Genomic DNA, 23,069 nt, shown 5'->3' on the forward strand with positions numbered 1-23,069 from the left:
AGTATTCGTGGATATCAAAGGCACTTGTATTGCATCAACTATTGATGAGCATGGCCCTGTTTATGTATATCAAACAAAAAAAAATCTTATTCTCAGCTTTGACGGAAAAATTTATCAAAGCTGTATTAAATTAAATAATATTAACGGGTTAAGCTTAGCTTATACGCAAGCTATGATGGCTGCGCTTTTTTTTATTCCGCACTTAAAAACCGCGATGATAATGGGACTTGGGGCGGGCTCTATAGCAAAAAGTCTTTATCATGCGTTTCCCGCACTGACTATACATACCGTTGAATACCGAAAAGCCGTTGCTGATATGGCTATAAAATATTTTGAAGTTCCTGTGTCAGAACGTTTGTTTATTCACATTGATGATGCGGCAAACTACATGAAAAACACGCAGATAAAAACGGACGTTATTTTTTCTGATTTATATAGCTCAGAAGGGATGGAATCAGATCAGGTGCAATCATCTTACTTACGCGATTGTAAAAATGCGCTCACTTTTGATGGTGTTTTAGTACTTAATATTTGCCATACCAAAGTTGGGCAGAGGGAAGCGTTTGATCAACTTCTTGAGAAAGAATTTGCAGGAAAGATTCTTAGTTTTATTATTGAAGGCGGTAATAAAATTGTTTTTGCTTTTAACAATACAATGCCTGCACTTAGTGAAGATGAATTACTTGCTAAGGCTCACGCGTTACAAAAATTAATAAACGTACCAATGACGCGCTATGCCGGGCTTTTATTTAATTAAAATGGTTAGTTTGATTTACTGGTAAATGACGAGTTTGAATCCATCCATCTATCTGTTGTTCATTTAAACGTGGTTAAACTAATCATACTCTGAATAAAAATAATAAAGTACGTACCCGTACGGAAACACTCATACATGGATTACTGTAAAAATATAATCGCTAAATTTATAAGCGCGATGCAAAAGCGACCTGGATTGTTGGCTGTGTTGGCATTTTTGTCGGGCGTTGCTAGCTTTGCACTTGTAGATAGAAAAGAGTCTTTTTCGCAAGTTATTGCGATATTTTTGCTTATTAGTTGGTTGTGGCTAATTATTGATAATTGGTTACGTGACAAAGTAGAAGAAAAGTTTGGTGTGGCTGTATCTCCTAATGTAATGCGTTTTGCTCTGCAAATGGTGCAACAAGAAAGTCTATTTTTTGCTTTGCCGTTTTTTTTAGCGGTTACACAGTGGGATCATCCTCAAGCAATTTTTACTTCCCTCATTGTTTTGTGTGCGGTTATATCGGTTATAGACCCCTTTTATTACAAAAAACTTGCTAGAAACCGTACGTTATTTAGTGTGTTTCATAACTTTGCTTTATTCGTTGTTTTGCTTGTTACTTTACCTATTTTGTTAAACCTTACAACAAGCCAAAGTTTAGCCGCAGCTCTTGTAACGGCTGTAGTGGTTACTCTACCGAGTTTAAACAATTTAATGCCTAATGCACGCTGGTGGCGTTTTCCTATTCTTGTATTGATTTTATGTGCTTTGAGCACTGCTGTGTGGCAATTAAGGAGCTATGTGCCTCCTGCTGCGCTGCGATTAACCGATATTACGTTAGCTCATGAAGTTGATTTACAGCATAAAAAGCCAGTAGGGAGTATTAAACAGTTAGACTCTTATACACTGCACCATCAAGGTTTATATAGTTGGACCGCTGTTAAAGCACCAAGAGGCTTAAACGAAAAAATATTTTATGTGTGGCTTCATAATAAAAAAGAAGTTGATCGGATCACGTTAAATATAAACGGTGGGAGAGAGCTAGGTTATAGAGCATGGACACACAAAGTAAACTTTCCTAAAGACTCTGTTGGTAAGTGGCAAGTAAAAGTAGTCACCGAATCAGGTCAGTTAATAGGTTTAACGAAATTTACTGTTACACCTTAATTAACTTAGCTGGCTGTATTTTAAACACATAGCTGATATAGTTTTTGTATTCCAAACTAATGGACATAGTTAATGAGTATTGCTTTTGAGATTTTTATTTGGCTAATTGTTGAAACTGGTTTGAGTTTTTTATTTTACTCGACCGGTTGGCTGCTATTAAAAGTGGTAACGTTGGGGCAGTATAAAAGCGAGTTTAAGGATTTTTCATCTTATAAAGCGAGTAAAGCTAGAAGAGTCGACTTAATCTTCTTACTCGGTTTTTGTTTTTATGTTGCACTCATTGCCGTTATGGCTTATTTAAATCACTAAACTGGCCAACAAATTAGGTTAATAATTTTAAGAATAATAAGCAGCTTAATGAGTTATTGCTGCTTATAGTTTTCCCCTTTACCGCACTTTTTTACACTTCCTACTTATACTTTTCCTTTTTTTTGCAATAGGGAACACCTCACCATTAGTACTATAACTATCATTTTAACTATTAAATTAAGTACCTGCTAGAGGATTGCTCGGTGCGTATATAGCTTTGGTTTGTTGGTTGAAATCCGAGCTAATTGCAACTTGTAGTTTATGGGTAATACTTAGTAAATACTTCAAATCTAATAAATAAAACAATAAATGTGCATCCATTTATTGCGCTAATACGTTTTATAACAATACTATGCGCCACTTTTCACCATTTATGATGGTTTTGGACTTAATAAATGACTCACTATTTAAAATATGTATTTGTTATTACGACTCTAGCGGGAGTAAATACAGCTTACGCACAAGCAAAAACACAAGAGCACTATCAAGAGCTTGAAGTGGGCGTAGGCGGAAATATTAAGCATACCAATACTGACGTAAATTACAAAAATAAAGAGTTTGATTTACATATTCACCCATTATGGGAAAGCCGATATGTAACCGAAGGTCGAGATAACCTTGCCGGTAATGGTATTGCATCAATTGCAACTGAGTTTAATTATAAAAACTTTGCGGTGATCCCTTGGGCGGCAAAAGGTATTAGTAGTGATTATTCAGAGCTTAATTTAAATGCTATTTATACCGCTCACTTATCTGAGCGGATAGAGATGTATGTAGGTTATAACTATATTAAAGCTCGTGAAGAAGGCATTGATGCTCACGATAATGAGCTAAGCCTCGACTTTGCGTATCTCTATGCAGACGATATTCAGTTATTAAGTAGTGTTTATCATTCATTTGATGCCAGCGGTACATTTTTGGAACTGGCAGTAAAAAAATATTTTTATATTAACGATTTACTATCAGTAGATATTCAATCAGGCGCGGGGTTTAATGCGGGGTATGTTAGTGATGGGCACAACGGAATTAACAACGTAAAGTTTACTGCAAACTTGTCGTATCAGCTTTTTAATCAGTTAACCTTATACACATATACAAGCTATAGCATTGCCATTAATAAAGATGAAAAACGCTTTGCAGGTGACGAGACACTTCGAAATATATTTTGGGGTGGTGTAGGGCTAAGTTATCAATACTAATCGTAACGGTTTAAATTAATTAGGTGCAGTAAATTTACTGCACCTAATACCAATCCGCAATAATACTTAATCATTTTGCGGGGCTAAACGTGTCGCTACCTGTGTTAAAAAACTTTTATTTACGACTGCATGGATGCAGAAGGTAGAGCAATGCAGGAGCAATTGCCGAGAACAACCAAATAGCAAATTTTTTGCCTAGCTATCAACACGTTTTTCTACACTCAAAATAGATCACTTAATTAAGCGAATTGGTATAATACAAAACCCACAACTCTTAAAACTACTTATGCTGCTTATTTTGATGTTCGTGGCTGTCATTGCTGTTATTCGTTTTACTTTCTTTGTTATCAACTTTTTGAATGGGTTGATTACGAACACACATTAAGTCATCAGCCATATATTGGCAGCTTCCTATATATAAGTCGTTATGCCCACCCTGATACTGACACGATTGTGACTTTTGCTTTTCAAAGCATACTTTCACTGCTATTTGATTAAGTGGCTGAGAATGTGCTGCCGCATAACCACTTAAAAGTAATAATGAAGGAGCAAGTAAAACAAACAGTGACTTATATTTAATAGTCATAATTTTCTCAATGCTTTGGTGGTGGTTTATTACCCGGTGGCGGGCCACCTGCTGCTCTTACAGACTCACCATGAAGGCAGCCAATAAACAAATTTTCGCTCGGGCTGGCAGCATGATAATGATAGCCTCTGGTTTCATCTGTTATACCACGGCATTCGTCGAGTGACTCTTCATTGCCTTGTGCATCTTTCATTGCGTAAATACCGTAACCGTCAACGGCATAACCTATTAAAGGGGCGTGTCCGTCAGTACTTGGAGCTGAATTGGTACATCCTGTTGTTGAATGATAGTGATAACCTTGGTGCAGGTTAATATGCCCACCGCAGTCGTCAAATGCTGCAATTGTATAACTGCCTAAAATAGCATTTATAGGTGCAGGGCCTGAAAGTTCAGTACCATCAAGCGCTAAGCCCACGGTATGTAATCGGCTGGATTTTTTACTCACTATTGGTGTAGTCGGAATTAAATACGTAAGCGAAAAGTTATCTTCTAAATAGGATAGCTCGCATTCAATACAATTTTGTTTGTATTGTTCTTCTACATCTGGGCGTGCAGCACCTGAGCAAGATTCTTTTGTTGCTGTATAACGAACTTTATTTGTTTTTGCGTCATACAACACCCATTTTTCATCGCCGTAGTATTCATCTAGCTTAAGAATAAAGTCGCCAGTTAAGTCGACTAGCTCTCCTTTACCTTGTTTATCAAACCAAGTACCTGATACATCAGCTCCGTCTGTTGTGCTGCGAGGGCAAAATGGGCCAGGCTCTCTGCCTGCGGGTGCACCTGATGTAGTAAACTCATAACAGGTTGTTTTAGTACCTTGCTGGGTTTCACAATCAACAATTTTAGGCTCTGTAATCAAAGCCCCTTGTTTGAACATAGATAGCTTTATTGATTGATTCGCTTTTTGCGGCTCACTAAGTGGGCTACTGACTTGCTCGGTTTTTTTGTTAGTAGATGAGTCGTTGCAGCCACTTAGAGTTAAAGCTGTTGCGGTAACAATGATTGCACATGCGCTATAATTTTTTAAGCCCATTACTTGTATCCTTTTCGGTATAGGTTTTGGCGTACTATACTGTGGCATATTACTGGCCAAACGTGTAAAAAGTATGGAAAACGAGTGAATTTAACACACGATAAAGTATGTTTAACGGCGCGGTTGTTGCTAAATTTCAGTTTTAAATTTAATTATTATTATGCTTTGAATCAATAAACAATGCGTATGTGTGATACACAATAACTAAAAATGTTAGTGTTTAGCTATCGTTCAAATACAGTTGAGAATTACATATGAAGTTTTTAGTATTTTTAGGCACAGTACGCGATAGCACTCCACCAAAACCAGCTCGCTTAGGCTTAAGGGTTTCTAGGGCTTGTATAGAATGCTTAACAGAGCATTTTGGCGATCATGAGTTTGAGCTAATTGATGCGTTGGATTTTCCTAGAGAAAACGTATTTAAACCACACTTTGCATACGCTAAAAGTAATGCACCTACAGAGCTCACTCTATTAGCTGATAAAATTAAAGCCGCAGATGGTTATATAATGATTAGCCCTGAGTACAATCACAGCATGAGTCCAGCCCTCGCTGACTTACTTAATCATTTTGGTAGCTCATTATTTTCGTATAAACCAAGTGCAATAGTAACTTACTCAGCAGGACAGTGGGGTGGCGTAAGAGCGGCCATTAGTATGCGCACATTTTTATCTGAACTTGGCTGTTTGCCGGTATCGGCGATGATCCACGTGCCAAAAGCGCAAGATGTGTTTAGTGAGGATGGCAAACCTGTTGCAGGAGAGAGTCAATCATCGTGGTTTAATTATTTCTCACGTACGTTTGGCCAACTAATATGGTGGGCGCAGGCTGCTAAAGAGCATACCGAGGTGGTTGACCCGCAAAGTTTGCTAAAAAGCTTTAAAACAGATCCTTTTCAGCGAAATGCGCCTTAATACCCGCTAACTAATTGTTTGGATTGATTATAGAAACATGGCTGCATATAGTGGTATCATTAACGCTACATATTTTTAATAATGCATAATACCAATTCGCAATAATAGTTAATCAATTTAAGAGATTAAATCGCTAACGGCATTAAAAATTTTTGATATAGAACAACTAAATAACGAAATTTTTGCTTTGTTATCAACACGGTTTTCTTGCCTCAAAATAGATCACTTAATTATGCGAATTGGTGTAAGAAACAAGGAAATTGTGTCTTGAAATATCTAGCCTTACTAAGTGTGCTAACGCTTAGTGCATGTAGTTCTGTTCCCCATAAAATTGAAATGAGCCAAAGTACGGCTGCAAATATGAACCTTATCGCTTTAACTGAGCAAAGTGCACCAAAGGGTGTTGCTGGCACTTACCAGTTTCATATTAAAGCGGCGGGAGCTCAGGGGAGTTGGTTGTATTTAAATACAGAAACTGATTATCGCGACAGGCGTTCAATTACGGTATCAATACAGCCTAATGTGGTAGCAGAGCTTCAAAGTAAATACGGACAACCAGCAGACACCTTTTTTATTGATAAAACAATAGAAGTAACAGGCGAAGCTAAACGAGTAACTATCGATTTTATGAGCCGTGGTAGAGTCACAAATAAATATTATTATCAAACGCACATAGCTGTGTCATCAATTAAGCAGCTTCGTGTTATTGAAAGTTAGCAAAAAGCAATGCACTGTATTTATATACAGTGCATTGTAAAAGCTTACTTTGAGCTTTAACGTTTACACTTAAATTTACTGTTCTGGCGCTACTTTAGCGCTGTTTTATTCAACGATTTCAAAACTCTTATTTAACCTATTGTAATCTCATTACATAAAACTAATAATTGGTTAGTTTTATAAGTTTGAGTACCTGTATTGAAAGCCAAAGAAATCCGCAACTTTTATATCAACGAAGAGCAATCTGTTTATTTGCTTTCGCACCGCGATGCTAAAAAACACCGCCAGTGGCTTAATATTTGTATTAAGCAGTTAACACTGCTGGGCTACAAAAACGTTGAAATGATTGGTTCAGGAGCTTTTGGTTTTGTGTTTGCAGGTGATGACGATAACGGCTTACCTTGGGTATTTAAGTTTTCGCGTATTACGCTTGCCCAAAGTGTACGTGACCGCCTAGAAGACGAAGCGTATATGCTTTCGCAAATTAATAACCCCTTAGTGCCTACCTTTTATGCGTTTGAGCGAATTAAAAAACAAGGGATTTTAATGATGGCGCGCGCCATTGGAGAGGATCTGGAAAAAGTATCGCTTAAAACAGGGCGCTTTAGTGCCGCGCAAATAATGACGCTAGCTGTTAGGTTACGTAATGTGTTGGTTGATTTACGTAGCCATAAAAATGGCGTTAGCCCACAACCTATAGTGCATGGCGATATAAAGCCTTCAAACCTTGTATGGGATGCAAACACTGATGCGCTGTCGTTAGTGGATTGGGGAAGCTCTGTGTATGCACAGCTCGATAGCGATGGTAACCCTGTTGCGAGTAACTTTATGGATTTAATGTCGGGCGATTTAAGTACAACTAATGCGCGTATGGGCGATGTGTACTTTATTGGTGAAGCACAAATGTCGGGGGAGCAGTCATCCCCACGATTTGACGAACAAGGTGTAGCCGCTACGTTGTATGCGCTAGCGTCGGCGCAGTCGTGTCGCTTTGGTGCGCAAGCCATCCCTGCAAGCAGCTTAGGGCTCCCAAAAGAACTGGCTAAAGTGATTGATGGTATGCTCTCTAAAAGTAAGGCACAACGTGATGGTGCCGGTGATTACTTTATGCGTAATATTACAACTATGGCTAAAGCGTATTTACCTGAGCTTGATAAAAAACAAAAAAAAGCAGACATTCCTTTTTGGTATGGCAAGGCCGAGCAGCCCGACACGGTGGTATATAGTTCACGAAAACAGTTTTTACGCCAGGCCGATCATAATCAGCAATTACTTGATATAAACGATGCTCAACTTGACCGTTATTATAAAGAGTTTTTGTTTGATACCGGCGATACCGAAAAAGCATTTTTAGCATCAATAAGCCGATTAGCTAAGTACCCTGTTGTTGGTGGGCTTAGTTTTCATTGGAAGGATGAGTCGATGTTTGTTGAATCGTCTTTAATTATGCATGACGAATCATTGGGTGATGCCTTTAGTGATGCGATTAATAACACGGTGATGCTTGCGCAAGCGATTAATCAAAAAGGGTTATTTAAATGTTGTTTGTTTGATGCCCGTAAAACCATTCAATTAGAGCGAGATGGCACGGGTGCATTTAAGTTTGATAGCCTACCAGAGCTTGAATACGAAGTTGTAAGCATGAAAGCAAACGACATAACCCGCCCGCATTCATACTTTGAAGACGGTAAAGACCCTGATGAGCAACTACAGCTACCTAAAAAAGTTATTAAGTGCGTATTTGAGCTTAACCAAATTCATCATACGGGGTGTATTATTTTTGAAGCACTGCCCGACAGAATGAAGATTCACCATTACTACCGCTTACTCGATTCGAGTAAAGAGGTTGAGTTTAAACGTTTGCTAAATAAACTAATGCAATACGCGGTAAATATTACGGACGTTGGTGTTGCGGGCTTTATGAAACTCCCATATAAAAACACCCGTGAGTTTAGTTTATGTGAGCAGCAAGAAGAGCATTACTTTCCTAAAAACCCCAAGCTTGTACCTTTATAGAAAGAGCCCTTCACTAAAGAGTATTAAATAAGAAGTAAAATATAAAAAAGAGCACAAATTGGTTTAACTTGTACTCTTTGCAACTTAATTATTTAGGTAAGTATTACTAATTATTAAACACCTTACTAAAGGGCGATGTTGGTGATAGCTCAAATTGATGAGTTAGCTTTTGCGTTTTATTAGTCGCTGTTATTTGATAATGCTGCTTGTGCTCATTGTTACTAAATAGCTTAACGTTAAAGTTAACTTTGGTTAATTTACTGGGCAAAGAGTAGCGCCCAGTAATGGTTACTTGGTCTATATTGTCGCTTTTATGTGTATGCGACGCTTCTGGGTTTAGTAAAAGTCCGTCAATAGTAAATTTATACTGATGATCTGCTAAATAAACGTTCTTTTTAACTCGCTTACTTATTTGTTTTTTATGAGCATTAAACTCAACTATTGATACTTTGCCATCCTTATCTTCATCAACCCCTTTAAAAGCCGACATAGGGATTGAAAGCACAATAAACACGTTATTATCAACAAAATTCAGCGTACCGTGATCTGCAACCATTAAATGCGCGTTTGCTAAATTTGGCATAATCAACAAACCCAAAGTAGTCATACTCAGTAGACCTCTTTTTATATAAGGCATAGCTTACTCCTAACTAAACTTCGCCTTTAACACAGCGTTGAAAAAACGGGTAAGTGTCTGTTGCGTAGTAGTGGTATATCCCATCAGGAAACTCAGGCGTTACACCAACGCGGCCATTACATTCATCTAAATCACCCGAGCCTGCTACGTATTCCCAATCTTGTGCAAATGTACCTAATGGGTATATATCGGTAGAAGGGCGGTTTGCGCTTACGGTTGTTATGTGTTGGTAGCTACCGGTCATTGCGGTTAGGGCTGAAGTTGCATCACTTGAGTCTGAATAGCCGTAACGTGCATATATAGGAAAGCCATCTGCTGCCCAGCCTATTAGAGTCATAGTGGTGCTATTGCCACCTCGCATTGCTACAAAGCCTTCTGGCATACCATGATAGTGATATGTGCCATCGGGTTGTACATGTGCATTGTTGTCGTCTGTTCCAAAACTAAACGTGTCTTGGCTTAGGGCTTCTATATTCCAGTTGCCGCTGTTGTCGCCTAAATCGCAATCGGTGCCAGAATCATCACAACTTCCGCCTGTGCCTGCGTCTATTTTAATGCCATTAAGTACAACGCCTATCATTCCACGAGGACCACCAAGCATAGTTGCTTGTGTTGTTTCTATAGGCTCAAGTGTGTAGCTTTCATTTACTGATTGTTCAGAAATAGTATTTGGGTTATCAGCATTAGGGAATGTACCTACTTCGTGATCGGGTATGCCATTAGCTGCTAAGTCGCGTGTAGTTCCTGTGCATGACCAATCTGCAGCGCTGGTGGCTTGTACTGACTCTGACTCGTTATATTCACTGTAGCTATATTCACAAAGTACACTTTGGGTTGAACTGCTGGTACCTGTTCCATTATCTGTGGTGGTTTGTGATGAGCTTTCTGTAGTTTCTGAGCTATCAGCTATGCCTTCTCCACCTCCACATGCAACTAACGATGAAACAATTAAAGCAAGAGAAGTGAGCTTTAAAGCATTTATCCTATTTCGATTTTTATTATTAAGTGCGTATTGTTTCATTGCTGCCTACCTGATCAATTAAGTTACTCAAACAATAATCAGCAATTGTGCAAATAGTGTGTAAACAATGATGACAAATTAGCAATTATGTAAATAGGCGGAGTATTAAAGCTAAGTTGAGATTTAACTTTATGAGATTGTGTTTTATTTTAAAATTTCAAAAAGTTAAACTAATGCCAAAATAGCTAACATAAAAGGCTACCTTAATGGCTAAAACAAAACCTGTAGTGACGTTACAAAGTCACGGTATTTACTCTAAGTGGGATAGTGAAAGTAAAGCGTTGCCACAAATAGAGCAATTTACAACAAATGTAATAGCTGAGGTCGATATTGAGTTTGGCTTAATCGTAAATATTAAAAAAGGTAAAGGCGAAAAGCTTCATTATTGTATTTACCATCCTGATATTCCAGGTAGTGACGGTGATGTAATGGACCCTTTTGAAGGCGATGTATACGTTAAAAACAGTGATTGGAACTTTTATTTAGGCGATACGCTTTGGTTGCCAATAGAAAATAAATTGGGTGATTGGCGTATGACGATTGAACTAAATGGAAAAATCATTGCTGATAAAACTTTTAATGTGGCATTAGAGGCAGAGCGCACCGAAACAGATTTTTGGAAAAACCGAGGGTACTAATTGTTATCTATTAGCTATGTAACGCGGATATAATTGAAGTTAATGAGGAAATAGTTGAAGAGCTATTTATAAACAGCCCTTCAACCTTAAATTAGCGTGTTTAGTTACCCCAAGGGTTACTAGAATTAGAACGCTGTTTACGATCGCGAGCACGTTGCTTAGATTCTTTTTTCTCTATAATACGTTTAGCATCAACAAAACTAAGTTCACACGGTTCACCTGGTTTATGATCAGCTGGGATAACACGATCTCGTGGCGGCAATTCGTATTGCACATCATCAGGCTTAGGTAAGTTTTTAAGACGATAAAGGTAAAAGTTATCTACTTTTTCTTGTGCCCATTGTGTTTTACGTAAAAATTTAACCGCAGACTTAACATCAGGATTGTTTTTAAAGCAGTTAAGTTGTAAATAAGCGTGTAGGAGTTCCCACCCGTATTGTTCAACCAGCTCTTCAACCACTTGTTCTAATTTTACGCCTTGCAGTGGGTTATTACTGAAAAGTTCTTGGTTGCTCATAGGTGTTGCCTCATTATTAAAATACAAATTGCATTATAAATTTAATAACGAGGCTTTAACAGAGTAAATAGCTTAACTTTGGCAATTAACTACAACACGACCACGAATTTTACCTTCCATAAGTTGCTCTGCGTTATCGATTACGTGTTCGAGTGATATTTCTGTCGAAATTTTATCTAAATAATCAGCACTTACTAATTTAGCTAAACGAGCCCATGCTTCAATTCTGTCGGCTTTAGGACGCATTACGCTATCAATCCCTATAAGAGATACACCACGTAATATAAAGGGTGCCACCGATGCTGGTAAATCCATACCTTGCGCAAGTCCGCAGGCGGTTACTACACCCCCATACTTTAATGATGCACAAATATTGGCAAGTGTATGGCTACCTACTGAATCTATTGCCGCTGCAAATCGCTCTTTTTGCAAAGGCTTACCCGGGTTTGAAAGCTCATTTCGGTCAATTATTTGTGAAGCGCCTAACTCTTTTAAATACTCACTTTGATCTAATCGACCCGTAGCTGCTGTTACGTTGTAGCCAAGCTGGTTTAATAAATAAATAGCAAAGCTGCCTACGCCACCATTGGCACCTGTTACCAGTATTTCACCAGACTCGGGGGTTATTCCTTGTTTTTCAAGAGCTATAACACTTAGCATAGCGGTATAACCGGCTGTACCTATTTGCATCGCTTGTTTTGGAGAGATACTAGTAGGTAAGGGGATTAGCCAATCGCTATTAAGTGCCGCTTTTTGAGCAAGCCCGCCCCAATGTTTTTCACCTACACCAAAGCCATTTAATATTACGTTATCGCCGTTTTTAAATTCATCGCTGGTGGAATTTGTAACCGTACCCACTAAATCAATACCTGGCACCATAGGAAAACTGCGTACAACGGGGCCTTTGCCAGTAATTGCTAAACCATCTTTATAGTTAAGTGTGCTGTATAGCACGTCGATAGATACGTTTTCGTTTGGTAAATCACTATTTTCGATAGTTGATAATGAAGCGCTATAGTTATTATCTTCTTTATTAATAACAATGGCTTTAATTGGGTTACTCATAGGATATCCTTTTAGACCGATCGTCTTTTAATTGGTAAATAAAAACGCATTAGGTTAATAATGCGCGTAAAAACATTTCTGTATACAAAGTAAGTGGAGTATTTGATTTTGTGAGCTTGGCGCGCATAACAGCACCTTCCCAACCAATCCAAAAGTACTCACTCATCAATTTTGTATTTACATGGCTTGCAATAGTGCCTTGTTGCTTAGCTTGATTTAAGCAAACCTCTACATGGTTTTGCCAAGCGGTGTAGCTTTGCATTAATCTGGTTTTAAACTCTTCACTTAAATGGTTAAGCTCTTGATTTAAGTTACCGACTAAGCAGCCTCGTTTGTAATCGTATTTTTTCATCCCTTTAATTGCGCTTTGAGTAAAATTAACGATTCGCTCAAGTGGGGGAACATCTTCTTGCTGTAGGTAATGGGTAAGTTTGGCAATAAAATAACTGTCGTATGCATCAACTAACGCAATACCGTAGGCTTCTTTACTTTTAAAGTAATGATAAAAAGAGCCTTTAGGTACAGCTGCTTTTTTTAAAATAGTATCGAGCCCCGTGGCGCTAAAACCAAATTCAGTTAGGGTTTCTAGGCCCGTGCGAATAAGTAACGCTTTTGTATCGGCGTTTTCTCTGGCTATTTTAGGTGGGCGACCACGGCGTATTGGTGTTGATGTATTTTTGTTCATGAACTCATATTAGACCGATCGACTTTAAATAATCAAGTATAAATTTAAATTGTTTAAAAATAGTTCAAATTTAGGGGCGGGCTACTAATTTAAGATTAATGAAATAAAAGTGTCACGATTACATTTTTGTTTGGAACTTAGTCAATATTAGTCGGTCACAATTAAAGCACACAAGTGCTTTTTAGCGATTATTAAATCGCCAATTTGTTATTACGAACCGGTCAAATTACATGTTGTATGACCACTTACTTTTTTAAATGTTAATTCATTTTTGCATCAGCAGCTTAGTTAAAGTCAAACAATTTAATTGCTTTTACAATTTGAATTTTACATTTTTATTAACTATTCATTAAATGTAGATTTCACTAATGCTACACAATATATAAATAAAAAGGTGAGGATATTACCGATGAAGAGACAGAAAAGAGATCGTTTAGAAAGAGCTCATTCTCAAGGTTTTAAAGCAGGTTTAGCAGGTCGCTCAAAAGAGCTATGCCCTTATCAACAAGTAGATCCAAAATCAGAGTGGTTAGGAGGTTGGCGTGAAGCGATTGAAAACCGCAACATGTACAAAACCTAAAATCAATAATCGAATTTAAGCAAAAAGGCCTCCACATTGGAGGCCTTTTTGTTTGTGCATTTAAAAATTAAAACGCACTAGTGTCTTGGAATAAGCCCACTTTTAAATCTTTTGCTTCGTAGATTACTCGGCCATCTACTTCTACAGTGCCATCAGCAACGCCCATAAACAATTTACGTTTAATTACGCGTTTCATTACAAGACGGTAAGTTACTTTTTTATTAGTTGGTAAAATTTGGCCAGTAAATTTAACTTCACCCACACCTAGCGCACGACCAAGACCAGGGCCACCAGACCAACCTAAGTAAAAGCCAACTAGTTGCCACATAGCATCTAATCCTAAACAACCTGGCATTACTGGGTCGCCTTTAAAATGGCAATCGAAAAACCACAGGCTAGGGTCAATATCAAGCTCAGCAACAATTTCGCCTTTACCATGAATTCCGCCATCAGCAGTAATAGAGGTAATGCGGTCCATCATTAACATGTTGTCACTTGGTAAACGGCAGTTGCCTTCACCAAACATTTCACCTTGACCACACAGGATCAAATCTTCTTTTGTATAGCTATTTTTAGGTTCCATAACACTTATCTTCGCTTAGAAATTGCCAAGTACTTTAGCGTACACTTGTACGCTAAACAACTCGGAGCAGTTAAAAAATCAAAATATTGCATATTAAATCATCAATCAATCAGCGCGATTGGTTTTTGCACTATAAAACCGCGCAATTACAATCAGAAATCATTATAATTAACGCTGTCTTATAACCAGTCTAAAGGAAGTTTATGATCCTTTTTGTTAACTCACTAACTGTGATTGATTTTTCTTACTTATGTAACAAACGCGGCGCCGTTGGCGAGAGCTGGATTGTTGATTTAACTTTGCACGGTAAACTTAACGAAGAGTCTATGGTTTTAGACTTTGGTTTAGTTAAAAAGCAAATTAAAGGCATTATAGATGAGTGTATTGATCACCGTTTAGCAATTCCTACGGGCCTTAATGGCACTGTATCTGAATTTGACGAGCATAAAACACTCGATTGCACATTTGGTGAAAACAACCACTTAGCTATGAGCGCTCCTCATCAAGCTTATTGCATGATTAACGCAGACGAAGTAACGGTTGAATCGGTTACTGAATTTTTAATTGCGACTATTTTACCGAAGCTACCAGATAACATTGAAAAAATTGAGCTGTCTCTTAAGCCTGAGCACAGCCAAAGCTTTTACTATCATTACAGCCATGGCCTTAAAAAGCATGACGGTAATTGCCAACGTATTATTCATGGGCATCGTTCTCAAATTGGTATTAGCCTAGATGGCATCTCTATGCCGCGCTTGCAAAAAGAATGGTCTCAAAAGTGGGAAGATATTTACTTAGCTACCAGTGAAGATCAAATTAACGCACCTGATTTAAAACACATAACAGCCAAAGCGGGTGATGTATGTTTTGCTTATACATCGGCACAAGGCTATTTTGAAATGGCGATTAGCGAATCCCGTTGCGACATTTTACCAGTAGACACCACTGTTGAATGTATTGCTGAACATGTAGCTGGCCAAATTAAAGCTCAATATCCAGAAAAAGCAGTGAAAGTGACTGCTTATGAAGGTGTTGGAAAAGGATCGATTAGTTATGTTTAAAACACTTTTAGCAACAGCGCTTGTTGCCTCTGCTAGCTTTAGTGCTATGGCGCTTGAGTTAAAAGGGTATTTAACACAAGGCGGTTTAGTTACTGGAAAGCTAGAAAACGCTAATTCAGTAAGCTTAGATGGCAAAAGCTTAAAACTTTCGCCAAATGGTGACTTTGTATTTGGTTTTGGGCGTGACGCTGAAACGACTCATACTTTAAAATGGGTAGATAACACGGGTAAATCGCATTCTCAGCCGCTAGCCATAACTAAGCGTGAATATGAAATTGATAAAATTACCGGCGTGGCTAAGAAGTATGTTTCACCGGCAAAAGAAGTCAGTGCACGTATAAGCCGCGAAGCAGTTGCTGTTCGTAAAGCGAGAGAAGTAGACTCTGATTTACTGTACTTTTTAGATCCTGTGTTAAAGCCTGCAGAAGGGCGTATATCGGGTGTTTATGGTAGTCAGCGCTATTTTAATGGCGAACCTCGTCGTCCGCACTTTGGCTTAGATATTGCGAATAAAACAGGCTCACCTGTTTACGCGCCTATTAGTGGCACAGTGGTTTTTGCTGAACCTGATTTATACTACTCAGGCGGTACATTAATTATTGACCATGGACATGGTATTACCTCAACTTACATTCATTTGAGTAAGCTTGATGTAAAAGTAGGTGACACAATAACGCAAGGCAACAAAGTAGCTGAAATTGGTGCAACAGGGCGTGTAACGGGTCCTCACCTAGATTGGCGTTTTAACTGGAAAGGCGAGCGCCTAGATCCAGCATTACTAATGCAAGATACATTAGCAAACAAAAAGTAGAGATTATGACTGACGTAAATCGCGATGAAATAATTGCTCAACGCATTGAAGATTCAACCACATCGGTAACTAAAACAGTGTTTCCAGGGCGTACTAATCACCATAATACATTATTTGGTGGTGATGCACTGGCGTGGATGGATGAAGTGGCATTTATAGCCGCTACTCGTTTTTGTCGTAAACCTTTGGTAACTATATCTTCAGATAGAGTTGATTTTAAAGAAGCGATACCAGCCGGTACTTTTGCAGAGTTAATAGCTAAAGTAGTCCATGTAGGTAACACCAGCTTAAAAGTTGATGTAGATATACTATTAGAAACGATGCATAGAGACGATAAGCACTCTGCTATTAGTGGTAGCTTTACGTTTGTAGCAGTCGATGATAACCACAGACCGACTCCGGTAGTATGCGACAAAATGATTTATGGTTTTGATTAATTTAAAGCTTTAAATATGCGGTAAAGTAAATTTATATAAGCACCTTAATTGGTGCTTATATAAACCCCCTGAAAGAACACATCATACTAAATATTCATTAAATATAACCTCGACAATAGAGTTAATATTAACTAAAAAAAGTAATCAAACTGGGGGGGAATTGATAGGGGTGAGAGTTGTTGGATTTGGATACTAAAAAGGCATGCTTTAAACATACCTTTTTAGTTACATTTAACTTTTAATTAAATTTACGAATACTTACATGCATACAACTAAAGCACCATTGCTGCAATCCAGCCAAATATCAGCAGTGGAATGTTAAAGTGAATAAATGTTGGAATAACAGAGTCTCTAATATGGTCGTGCTGGCCATCGGCATTTAAACCTGATGTTGGGCCAAGTGTTGAGTCTGAAGCAGGGGAGCCTGCATCACCTAAAGCGCCTGCAGTACCAACAAGTGCGGCGGTAGCCATAACCGAAAACCCAAGATCTAAACACAAAGGAACAAACAAAGTTGCAATAATAGGCACTGTTGAAAACGAGCTACCAATTCCCATTGTAATTAATAACCCGACTAACAAAATAACACCGGCGGCCAAAGGTTTATTACCATCAAAAAGTGCGGCTGAGCTGTGTACTAAGCTCGCTACGTCGCCAGTGGCCTGCATAACCGATGCAAAGCCTTGTGCCGATATCATAATAAAACCAATCATGGCCATCATCGCAACGCCTTTACTAAATACGTCGCCGTTTTCTTCCCACTTAACTACACCAAATACACTAAATATCATTACACCTACTAAACCGCCTAAAATCATTGAGCCACTTAGGTTTTGTGCAACAAGTGAGGCAAGTACCGCACATAGCCCTACAATCATTACTTTTTTAGGGTTTTCTACCTCAGCCGATTTACTCACAGTTGTTAATGGGAGCTCTGTGTATTCGCGGCGTTTTTTGTAGGTAATAAATACCGCAATAAGTAATCCAATAAACATACCTAATGCAGGAATTATCATCGCCATAGGGACTTGTGTATTTACAATTTCTAGGCCGTTATCAACTAGATTTTTATGTAAAATAGAATACAAGTAAATACCACCAAAACCATAAGGCAGCACCATATAAGAGGTTGCTAATCCAAATGTTAAAATACACGCTATAGCACGCCTGTCTAATCTTAACTGATTAAAAACAACGAGTAACGGTGGAATTAAAATAGGAATAAACGCTATGTGTACAGGTACTAAGTTTTGCGAAGAAATCGCACAACCTAAAATAATTAATAAAATGAAGTAACTTAAAAATGTTTCATTCCCGCTGCCTTTAGCATTTACTTTAGCAAGTAACTTATCAGCGAGAATGCGTGTTAAACCCGACTTAGAAATAGCAACAGCAAAAGCACCGAGCATGGCATAACTTAGTGCAATTTCAGCTCCGGCAGAAAGGCCAGAATTAAATGCATCAACACTTTCTTTTATACCCAAGCCTGCGGTTAAACCAGCAACTAAAGCACTTATGATCATGGCAACAATGACGTTAACGCGAGCCAGAGATAGCCCGAGCATTAAAATAACGCCTATAACAACAGCATTCATAGTATTCTCTATTTGGAAATTTTAATTAATTTTATCAGATCTTTAGCCTGAGTTTTACGCTCTTTCGTAAAAGGTTTTTTACCATAGCGTACTTGGTTAAATAACTGACTAAATGTGTTTATAGATTGTGCAGAACGAGGGGATTTGTCAGCAAAAAAATGTAACTGCTGACTCGGTGTTAAATTATCGGGTGTATTTATTTTTTGTTTTTTCGCCCATGCTTTTACTTCATAAAATTCTTTAACCATAGGCGCTAATTTAGCCGGGCGTTTTGGTAAGTTTAAAAAAACAAAATAACCTACAAAACAAAAAACAGCTGTTAATAAAACCATTAATGGTACAAGCCAAATGTTTTTACTACCAAAAATTGATTTTAAAAAATCATTTTGTTTTTCTTCGTCAAAACCAAGTACCCAGCTAGACCATTGATAATCGAGATTTTCAAGTTCCAACCTTAACCAATTAATAGCGGGGAAATTACTTAAACTCACTAAACCAAAATCAAGATTACTTTTAAATTCGTCATTCAGCTCTTCGTTTTGCGAAAGTGAGCCATTTAAACGCTCCGGTGCTACAACAGCGGTTGCATCAAAAATAACCCAACCTTCGTTTTGTAAATATACTTCTACCCATGCATGTGCGTCGTACTGGCGAACTGTTAGCGTATTATTATCTTGGTTTAATTCACCACCTAAATAACCACTTACTAATCGAGCGGGTATCCCTGCGGTTCTAAAAATGTACGCAGCGGCGCTTGCATAATGACCACAAAATCCACGTTGGTTTTCAAATAAAAATTGATCAATTGTATTATCACCGCTCATAGGAGTGGGTGTTAACGTATAAGTAAATCCCGTACCTGCAAAGTATTGTAATAAGCTATTGTAAAAATCGCGGTCAGAGTATGTATTTTGCTTTAAGTTTTTAGCAAGTGATGATGTTTTTACATTCTTTTTATAAGCGAGGTATTTGTAGCGTTTTTCTTCAAATTCGCCAAGCGGTAAAGCTGTGAAGTTAAAGCTATTTACATCGTATTGTAAGTTTTTAGCTTGACGACTTTTTTTACGCAATAAACCTAGCGAATTACCTTCAACATTTTGTGAGTTACTACTGGAATACGCTAAACCATAGAGCCATTTTTGTGTAGCAGGCTCTGTAATAACTGAGTAGCTTGCGATAAGTTGCTCATCATTTTCGCTCTGGGTATTTGTTTTTACATTATTATATTTTAAAAAGTCAGACGTAAGCCACGCATTGCCATTAAACTCATCATGAACTATTGCTCGCCAATAATAAGGCGCTACAGGTTTTTCTTCATTAAATTTAGCTCTAAACACAAGCTCGTCAGAATTTGAAAGCTTTGCAATATCGAAAGGGTCGACTTGTTCAGAAAGCCCAGTTTTTGCAAGCTTAGGCCCAGGAAGCTGCCAAAAGGCGGGCATTTTTGGTAAAAAAAGCAGTAAAAATACAGCTAAAGGAAGCGCTAAAAGTAGTAATTTACCACTTTGCTTAGAGGCTATTTTTAAATTATGTTTGGATTCGAGTAAGCCAAGTACTGCAAAGTTTAATATGTATAAACCACTTACAGTTAAAGTCGTTAAAATGCTTTGGTTAAATAAATACACCGATGAGAGTGAAAAAAACGTAAGCGTTGTAATTACATGATAGTGTTTTTTGGTTTTAGCCTGCAGCAGCTTAAATAAACTAGCAAGTAGCAGCATGGCCACAAATAAAATAACCGTATCCGACATGCCTACTGTGTAGAGCATTAAACCTAGTGACACACCTGCGAGTATATTTGCCAGCCAAGCATTTGGCTTTGGTTTATTACTCAGCGTTATGTAAAAGTTCCATGCACAAATAAGTGAAAGTACACCTACAAAAGCAAGCGGTAAATGTGATACAAAAAATACAATTAAACATGCATATATAAAAGACAGCGAATAATTTATTACTTTTTCGTTTTTAAGTATGTCCATTACACATCACCATTAAATGAGCATAATAATTCTAAGCATTGCTGCTTATGTTGCTGTCCGGTATTTGTATTTATTGTTTTATTCGGTAGTTTTAACATAAAAGGGGTATTTTTTTCGGTTGCTTCACACACTAAAAAGCATAACTGGCTTAAACGTTGTTCTGTATCTCCATTCATTAACGTAAAATCGAAGAGCGCATTCGCTGTTTTAAAGTCTACAAACTCTTTAACTAACAACTGCTGTGTTTTTGCGTAATGCTTCCAAGAGACTCTTTGCAAGCCCATTTCAGGTAAGTGTGGGATTAACGACTCAAACTCTTCGCTACCAGATTGTGTAGAAATACCTTTATCGGCTTGCTCATCAAGCACAGAAACATGCGCATCACTGTGTACTTGTTCAAGCGACGGGTATACAAATACATCTTCTTGTAATTGAATGTAGCTCCAAACAGTTATTAAACCAAAGGGATAGTTACTCGCTATTTTAATACGTTGCACTGAGTACTTACCGCGTGAGCTGTAGGGTAAGTTGAGTGTAAGTAACTGAGTCTTACTATCAACTTCGTCGGTATGTTTGTGAGTTTGCTCACTACCTTGATATGTTAAATTAATAGATTGGGTTAGTGAAGGGCTTTGTAATTCAAATACAATACTCGGTTTTTGGGGGGCGTAGCTGTTAAATGCATCTTTAAATTTAACCGTTAAGCCTTTAGCGTTACTGTAGCCCATTAATACAGCAATAATCATCACCACAAACATAAGATAAGACATTATTAAAATTAAGTTATTTTGATAATTAATGCCCATTACAAAGTTTAAAATAGCCACAATTACAAAGTACCAACCTAGGGACGATGGCAATACATAAATTGTTCTGTGTTCAAGTGTAATTGAGTTTTTTAAATGCTTATTTTTTAATAATTTATTAAATACACTTCGCTTAAATGACTTAAATAAAGAAGGGCGCTTAGCTGTTTTTTTTGGCATAAAAGCTTATACCGGAACTAAAACGTTTTTTAAAATATCGTTTACTTGCGCTTCACCTGACTCATTATGCAAACCTAATCGATGCTGACACACACTTGCAAATACGGCTTGAACATCTTCTGGCATTACAAAATCACGACCATCAATAAAGGCCCACGACCTAGCCGCTTTAGCCAGAGCCATACTGGCACGCGGTGATAACGATGCTGCAAAAGCGTTGCTTGTGCGTGTGTAATTAACAAGCTCTATAATGTAGTCAATAATCGGGCTGCTCAAAGTAATTTGGCTTATCTGGGTTTGAATTGCCGCTAACTCTTGTTGGTTAATACGCTTAGGTAATTGGCTGTAATCTCGTTTTTGCATATTCAAAATTAAGCGTTTTTCGGCTTCTTTAGGTGGAAAACCTAAGCTAATACGCATTAAAAAACGGTCTAATTGCGACTCAGGTAACGGGTAGGTACCTGATTGGTAAAGCGGGTTTTGTGTTGCAATCACAAAAAATGGATTTGGCAGCGTATATTTTTTTCCATCAACTGTTACTTGTTGCTCTTCCATTGCTTCAAGCAACGCACTTTGTGTTTTGGGTCCTGCGCGGTTTATTTCATCAGCTAAAACAACTTGGCTAAAAATAGGGCCTTTATGAAACGTAAAACTGTGCTCGGTAGAGTTAAACACATTAGTACCCAAAATATCAGCAGGAAGAAGATCACTGGTAAATTGTATACGCTGATACGATAAACCTAACACAGCTGACAATGCATGAGAAAGAGTGGTTTTTCCCATACCAGGCAAATCTTCAATGAGTAAATGCCCTTCGCTAAATAAGCATGTAAGTGCCAGTTTTATTTGCTGTTGTTTACCAAATATAACAGTCGAAAGATCTTCTATAATCGCAGTAACAGTACTATGCATGCTAACCTTATTATTATTCTATTATTTCAAGACGCTTCATTACAGTGTCTACTTTTTTTGTGTTGAAAGGTTTTGCAATAAAGCCTTTAGCGCCCATTTCCCACGTGTTTTGTACATTTTCGAGACTATTGTGGCCAGAGCACATAACAACATGAGTGTGCGGGTAAGCACTATTAATGTATTCCAATATATCTGCACCGTTAGAGTCAGGTAAATCTACATCTACAAATATTACGCCTGGCGGTTTATTGTTCATAATAGGTTTAGCAGAGCTAAAATCGGCGCTTTCTAAGATATCTTCGAACCCTAAGTCAGTTAAAATTTGGTTTAGATAATCACGAATTTCCTTAACGTCATCAATAATGAGGATGGGCTCTAGCGGGCGAACAAATTCCATATGTAGGTTACTTCTATTTTGAATACATCTAAGTGCTTTAATACTAAGCTAACCCCATCATAAGCTCAAGAACGTTACTTAAAAAACACTAATAAATAAACTGTTTATAGGTTTGCACAACAATCTATTTTTAAAGGATTACCTGCTTTCATATCTTCTACTAACTTATATTTTCATTAATTGTATTGAACAATAATGACGTATCTACAATAAATCCCTTAATCCTACACTTTATTTCCTCAAAATTAGATGTAACAAATTCGCTACTTAACTTATTGATTCAAAAATATTTACATATAAATTCGATTTTTTGTAAACATTTTGTAATAAAAAATCGTTGACCTTCTAAATTCATTCTGTGATTATGCTCAACAGATGGGCTTATGCTCAAAAGTGCGGTTTCATTAACTATTTAATGTTTTGCTCAGCCAGCCTCATCTATACACACTGAATTAATACCAATTTCATTAAATGAATATGCA

At 37.7% G+C, this 23,069-nt stretch carries 25 protein-coding genes; 12 read left to right on the forward strand and 13 right to left on the reverse strand.

The window, feature by feature from the left end:
• Window positions 1–7 precede the first annotated feature (7 nt).
• The 4 genes from GQR45_RS11815 to GQR45_RS11830 all read left to right on the forward strand — a co-directional run bounded on the left by GQR45_RS11815 (window position 8) and on the right by GQR45_RS11830 (window position 3,414).
• Window positions 8–757 (forward strand): ATP-binding protein, encoded by a 750-nt coding sequence (locus GQR45_RS11815; RefSeq protein ID WP_165726010.1) that lies wholly within the window; start codon window positions 8–10, stop codon window positions 755–757.
• Between the two features lie 135 nt (window positions 758–892).
• On the forward strand, window positions 893–1,906 hold the full coding sequence (locus GQR45_RS11820) for a DUF5924 family protein (RefSeq protein ID WP_165726012.1): 1,014 nt from the start codon (window positions 893–895) through the stop codon (window positions 1,904–1,906).
• A gap of 72 nt (window positions 1,907–1,978) precedes the next feature.
• Entirely contained in the window at window positions 1,979–2,215 is a 237-nt protein-coding gene (locus GQR45_RS11825; RefSeq protein WP_165726013.1) for a hypothetical protein, read from the forward strand.
• 395 nt (window positions 2,216–2,610) lie between these two features.
• Window positions 2,611–3,414, forward strand: coding sequence for a hypothetical protein (locus GQR45_RS11830; RefSeq protein WP_165726016.1), 804 nt, complete (start codon window positions 2,611–2,613; stop codon window positions 3,412–3,414).
• A 280-nt stretch (window positions 3,415–3,694) separates the two neighbouring features.
• Here GQR45_RS11830 and GQR45_RS11835 read toward each other — a convergent pair whose 3' ends face one another.
• Both GQR45_RS11835 and GQR45_RS11840 read right to left on the reverse strand, forming a co-directional pair.
• Entirely contained in the window at window positions 3,695–4,000 is a 306-nt protein-coding gene (locus tag GQR45_RS11835; RefSeq protein WP_165726018.1) for a hypothetical protein, read from the reverse strand.
• 7 nt (window positions 4,001–4,007) lie between these two features.
• Window positions 4,008–5,036: a YHYH protein gene (locus tag GQR45_RS11840; RefSeq protein ID WP_165726019.1), complete on the reverse strand. Its 1,029-nt coding sequence runs from the start codon at window positions 5,034–5,036 to the stop codon at window positions 4,008–4,010.
• Window positions 5,037–5,290: 254 nt separating this feature from the next.
• Here GQR45_RS11840 and GQR45_RS11845 point away from each other — a divergent pair, with 254 nt between their 5' ends.
• The 3 genes from GQR45_RS11845 to GQR45_RS11855 all read left to right on the forward strand — a co-directional run bounded on the left by GQR45_RS11845 (window position 5,291) and on the right by GQR45_RS11855 (window position 8,683).
• Entirely contained in the window at window positions 5,291–5,950 is a 660-nt protein-coding gene (locus GQR45_RS11845; protein ID WP_165726021.1) for an NAD(P)H-dependent oxidoreductase, read from the forward strand.
• A 267-nt stretch (window positions 5,951–6,217) separates the two neighbouring features.
• On the forward strand, window positions 6,218–6,667 hold the full coding sequence (locus GQR45_RS11850; protein WP_007582766.1) for a hypothetical protein: 450 nt from the start codon (window positions 6,218–6,220) through the stop codon (window positions 6,665–6,667).
• A 198-nt stretch (window positions 6,668–6,865) separates the two neighbouring features.
• The gene (locus GQR45_RS11855; protein WP_165726022.1) at window positions 6,866–8,683 is read left to right on the forward strand and encodes a serine/threonine protein kinase; all 1,818 of its coding nucleotides are present in this window, start codon (window positions 6,866–6,868) and stop codon (window positions 8,681–8,683) included.
• A 106-nt stretch (window positions 8,684–8,789) separates the two neighbouring features.
• Here the strand turns inward: GQR45_RS11855 and GQR45_RS11860 are convergent, their stop codons facing one another.
• A complete protein-coding gene (locus GQR45_RS11860; RefSeq protein ID WP_024593628.1) occupies window positions 8,790–9,320 on the reverse strand; it encodes a hypothetical protein in 531 nt (176 codons plus the stop codon).
• A 13-nt stretch (window positions 9,321–9,333) separates the two neighbouring features.
• The gene (locus tag GQR45_RS11865; RefSeq protein WP_024593629.1) at window positions 9,334–10,341 is read right to left on the reverse strand and encodes a YHYH protein; all 1,008 of its coding nucleotides are present in this window, start codon (window positions 10,339–10,341) and stop codon (window positions 9,334–9,336) included.
• Between the two features lie 206 nt (window positions 10,342–10,547).
• On the opposite strand from GQR45_RS11865, the gene GQR45_RS11870 reads away from it, so the two are divergent.
• The gene (locus GQR45_RS11870; protein ID WP_165726023.1) at window positions 10,548–10,979 is read left to right on the forward strand and encodes a DUF3859 domain-containing protein; all 432 of its coding nucleotides are present in this window, start codon (window positions 10,548–10,550) and stop codon (window positions 10,977–10,979) included.
• 100 nt (window positions 10,980–11,079) lie between these two features.
• On the opposite strand, the gene GQR45_RS11875 is transcribed toward GQR45_RS11870, so the two are convergent.
• The 3 genes from GQR45_RS11875 to GQR45_RS11885 all read right to left on the reverse strand — a co-directional run bounded on the left by GQR45_RS11875 (window position 11,080) and on the right by GQR45_RS11885 (window position 13,246).
• Entirely contained in the window at window positions 11,080–11,496 is a 417-nt protein-coding gene (locus GQR45_RS11875; RefSeq protein ID WP_008169409.1) for a VF530 family protein, read from the reverse strand.
• A gap of 72 nt (window positions 11,497–11,568) precedes the next feature.
• The gene (locus GQR45_RS11880; protein WP_165726025.1) at window positions 11,569–12,561 is read right to left on the reverse strand and encodes an MDR family oxidoreductase; all 993 of its coding nucleotides are present in this window, start codon (window positions 12,559–12,561) and stop codon (window positions 11,569–11,571) included.
• A gap of 49 nt (window positions 12,562–12,610) precedes the next feature.
• Window positions 12,611–13,246 (reverse strand): TetR/AcrR family transcriptional regulator, encoded by a 636-nt coding sequence (locus tag GQR45_RS11885; RefSeq protein WP_024589313.1) that lies wholly within the window; start codon window positions 13,244–13,246, stop codon window positions 12,611–12,613.
• Between the two features lie 409 nt (window positions 13,247–13,655).
• On the opposite strand from GQR45_RS11885, the gene rmf reads away from it, so the two are divergent.
• Window positions 13,656–13,826 (forward strand): ribosome modulation factor, encoded by a 171-nt coding sequence (rmf, locus tag GQR45_RS11890; RefSeq protein WP_002960897.1) that lies wholly within the window; start codon window positions 13,656–13,658, stop codon window positions 13,824–13,826.
• Window positions 13,827–13,893: 67 nt separating this feature from the next.
• Here rmf and fabA read toward each other — a convergent pair whose 3' ends face one another.
• On the reverse strand, window positions 13,894–14,409 hold the full coding sequence (fabA, locus tag GQR45_RS11895; protein ID WP_007582756.1) for a bifunctional 3-hydroxydecanoyl-ACP dehydratase/trans-2-decenoyl-ACP isomerase: 516 nt from the start codon (window positions 14,407–14,409) through the stop codon (window positions 13,894–13,896).
• A gap of 203 nt (window positions 14,410–14,612) precedes the next feature.
• Here fabA and GQR45_RS11900 point away from each other — a divergent pair, with 203 nt between their 5' ends.
• Genes GQR45_RS11900 through GQR45_RS11910 form a run of 3 tightly spaced genes read left to right on the forward strand, consistent with a single transcriptional unit; the run spans window position 14,613 to window position 16,718 of the window.
• Window positions 14,613–15,470, forward strand: coding sequence for a 6-carboxytetrahydropterin synthase (locus GQR45_RS11900; protein WP_007582754.1), 858 nt, complete (start codon window positions 14,613–14,615; stop codon window positions 15,468–15,470).
• A complete protein-coding gene (locus GQR45_RS11905) occupies window positions 15,463–16,281 on the forward strand; it encodes a M23 family metallopeptidase (protein WP_165726026.1) in 819 nt (272 codons plus the stop codon). The genes GQR45_RS11900 and GQR45_RS11905 overlap by 8 nt, the downstream gene beginning before the upstream one ends.
• A 5-nt stretch (window positions 16,282–16,286) precedes the next feature.
• Window positions 16,287–16,718, forward strand: a complete 432-nt coding sequence (locus tag GQR45_RS11910; RefSeq protein WP_008169421.1) for an acyl-CoA thioesterase — start codon at window positions 16,287–16,289, stop codon at window positions 16,716–16,718.
• A 272-nt stretch (window positions 16,719–16,990) separates the two neighbouring features.
• On the opposite strand, the gene GQR45_RS11915 is transcribed toward GQR45_RS11910, so the two are convergent.
• Genes GQR45_RS11915 through GQR45_RS11935 form a run of 5 tightly spaced genes read right to left on the reverse strand, consistent with a single transcriptional unit; the run spans window position 16,991 to window position 22,587 of the window.
• Window positions 16,991–18,313 (reverse strand): Na+/H+ antiporter family protein, encoded by a 1,323-nt coding sequence (locus tag GQR45_RS11915; protein WP_165726028.1) that lies wholly within the window; start codon window positions 18,311–18,313, stop codon window positions 16,991–16,993.
• Between the two features lie 8 nt (window positions 18,314–18,321).
• The gene (locus GQR45_RS11920) at window positions 18,322–20,292 is read right to left on the reverse strand and encodes a DUF3488 and transglutaminase-like domain-containing protein (protein ID WP_165726029.1); all 1,971 of its coding nucleotides are present in this window, start codon (window positions 20,290–20,292) and stop codon (window positions 18,322–18,324) included.
• Window positions 20,292–21,278, reverse strand: a complete 987-nt coding sequence (locus GQR45_RS11925) for a DUF58 domain-containing protein (RefSeq protein WP_024593636.1) — start codon at window positions 21,276–21,278, stop codon at window positions 20,292–20,294. Before GQR45_RS11925 ends, GQR45_RS11920 begins: the two co-directional genes overlap by 1 nt.
• Before the next feature lie 6 nt (window positions 21,279–21,284).
• The gene (locus GQR45_RS11930) at window positions 21,285–22,190 is read right to left on the reverse strand and encodes a MoxR family ATPase (protein ID WP_007582741.1); all 906 of its coding nucleotides are present in this window, start codon (window positions 22,188–22,190) and stop codon (window positions 21,285–21,287) included.
• Between the two features lie 13 nt (window positions 22,191–22,203).
• Window positions 22,204–22,587 carry a response regulator gene (locus tag GQR45_RS11935; protein WP_007582739.1) on the reverse strand — a complete coding sequence of 128 codons (384 nt, stop codon included), beginning with the start codon at window positions 22,585–22,587 and terminating at the stop codon, window positions 22,204–22,206.
• Window positions 22,588–23,069: the final 482 nt, after the last annotated feature.

It is taken from the genome of Pseudoalteromonas sp. SA25 (genome assembly GCF_011378705.1).
Classification (GTDB): domain Bacteria; phylum Pseudomonadota; class Gammaproteobacteria; order Enterobacterales; family Alteromonadaceae; genus Pseudoalteromonas; species Pseudoalteromonas arctica.

Bases quoted from the DNA above. Each gene is read 5' to 3' on its own strand.
- rmf (WP_002960897.1), top strand. From the start codon at position 13,656: ATGAAGAGACAGAAAAGAGATCGTTTAGAAAGAGCTCATTCTCAAGGT.
- GQR45_RS11830 (WP_165726016.1), top strand. From the start codon at position 2,611: ATGACTCACTATTTAAAATATGTATTTGTTATTACGACTCTAGCGGGA.
- GQR45_RS11930 (WP_007582741.1), bottom strand. From the start codon at position 22,190: ATGCATAGTACTGTTACTGCGATTATAGAAGATCTTTCGACTGTTATA.
- GQR45_RS11905 (WP_165726026.1), top strand. From the start codon at position 15,463: ATGTTTAAAACACTTTTAGCAACAGCGCTTGTTGCCTCTGCTAGCTTT.
- GQR45_RS11845 (WP_165726021.1), top strand. From the start codon at position 5,291: ATGAAGTTTTTAGTATTTTTAGGCACAGTACGCGATAGCACTCCACCA.
- GQR45_RS11875 (WP_008169409.1), bottom strand. From the start codon at position 11,496: ATGAGCAACCAAGAACTTTTCAGTAATAACCCACTGCAAGGCGTAAAA.
- GQR45_RS11865 (WP_024593629.1), bottom strand. From the start codon at position 10,341: ATGAAACAATACGCACTTAATAATAAAAATCGAAATAGGATAAATGCT.
- GQR45_RS11885 (WP_024589313.1), bottom strand. From the start codon at position 13,246: ATGAACAAAAATACATCAACACCAATACGCCGTGGTCGCCCACCTAAA.
- GQR45_RS11900 (WP_007582754.1), top strand. From the start codon at position 14,613: ATGATCCTTTTTGTTAACTCACTAACTGTGATTGATTTTTCTTACTTA.
- GQR45_RS11820 (WP_165726012.1), top strand. From the start codon at position 893: ATGGATTACTGTAAAAATATAATCGCTAAATTTATAAGCGCGATGCAA.
- fabA (WP_007582756.1), bottom strand. From the start codon at position 14,409: ATGGAACCTAAAAATAGCTATACAAAAGAAGATTTGATCCTGTGTGGT.
- GQR45_RS11825 (WP_165726013.1), top strand. From the start codon at position 1,979: ATGAGTATTGCTTTTGAGATTTTTATTTGGCTAATTGTTGAAACTGGT.
- GQR45_RS11835 (WP_165726018.1), bottom strand. From the start codon at position 4,000: ATGACTATTAAATATAAGTCACTGTTTGTTTTACTTGCTCCTTCATTA.
- GQR45_RS11880 (WP_165726025.1), bottom strand. From the start codon at position 12,561: ATGAGTAACCCAATTAAAGCCATTGTTATTAATAAAGAAGATAATAAC.
- GQR45_RS11860 (WP_024593628.1), bottom strand. From the start codon at position 9,320: ATGCCTTATATAAAAAGAGGTCTACTGAGTATGACTACTTTGGGTTTG.
- GQR45_RS11935 (WP_007582739.1), bottom strand. From the start codon at position 22,587: ATGGAATTTGTTCGCCCGCTAGAGCCCATCCTCATTATTGATGACGTT.
- GQR45_RS11915 (WP_165726028.1), bottom strand. From the start codon at position 18,313: ATGAATGCTGTTGTTATAGGCGTTATTTTAATGCTCGGGCTATCTCTG.
- GQR45_RS11920 (WP_165726029.1), bottom strand. From the start codon at position 20,292: ATGGACATACTTAAAAACGAAAAAGTAATAAATTATTCGCTGTCTTTT.
- GQR45_RS11925 (WP_024593636.1), bottom strand. From the start codon at position 21,278: ATGCCAAAAAAAACAGCTAAGCGCCCTTCTTTATTTAAGTCATTTAAG.
- GQR45_RS11840 (WP_165726019.1), bottom strand. From the start codon at position 5,036: ATGGGCTTAAAAAATTATAGCGCATGTGCAATCATTGTTACCGCAACA.
- GQR45_RS11870 (WP_165726023.1), top strand. From the start codon at position 10,548: ATGGCTAAAACAAAACCTGTAGTGACGTTACAAAGTCACGGTATTTAC.
- GQR45_RS11910 (WP_008169421.1), top strand. From the start codon at position 16,287: ATGACTGACGTAAATCGCGATGAAATAATTGCTCAACGCATTGAAGAT.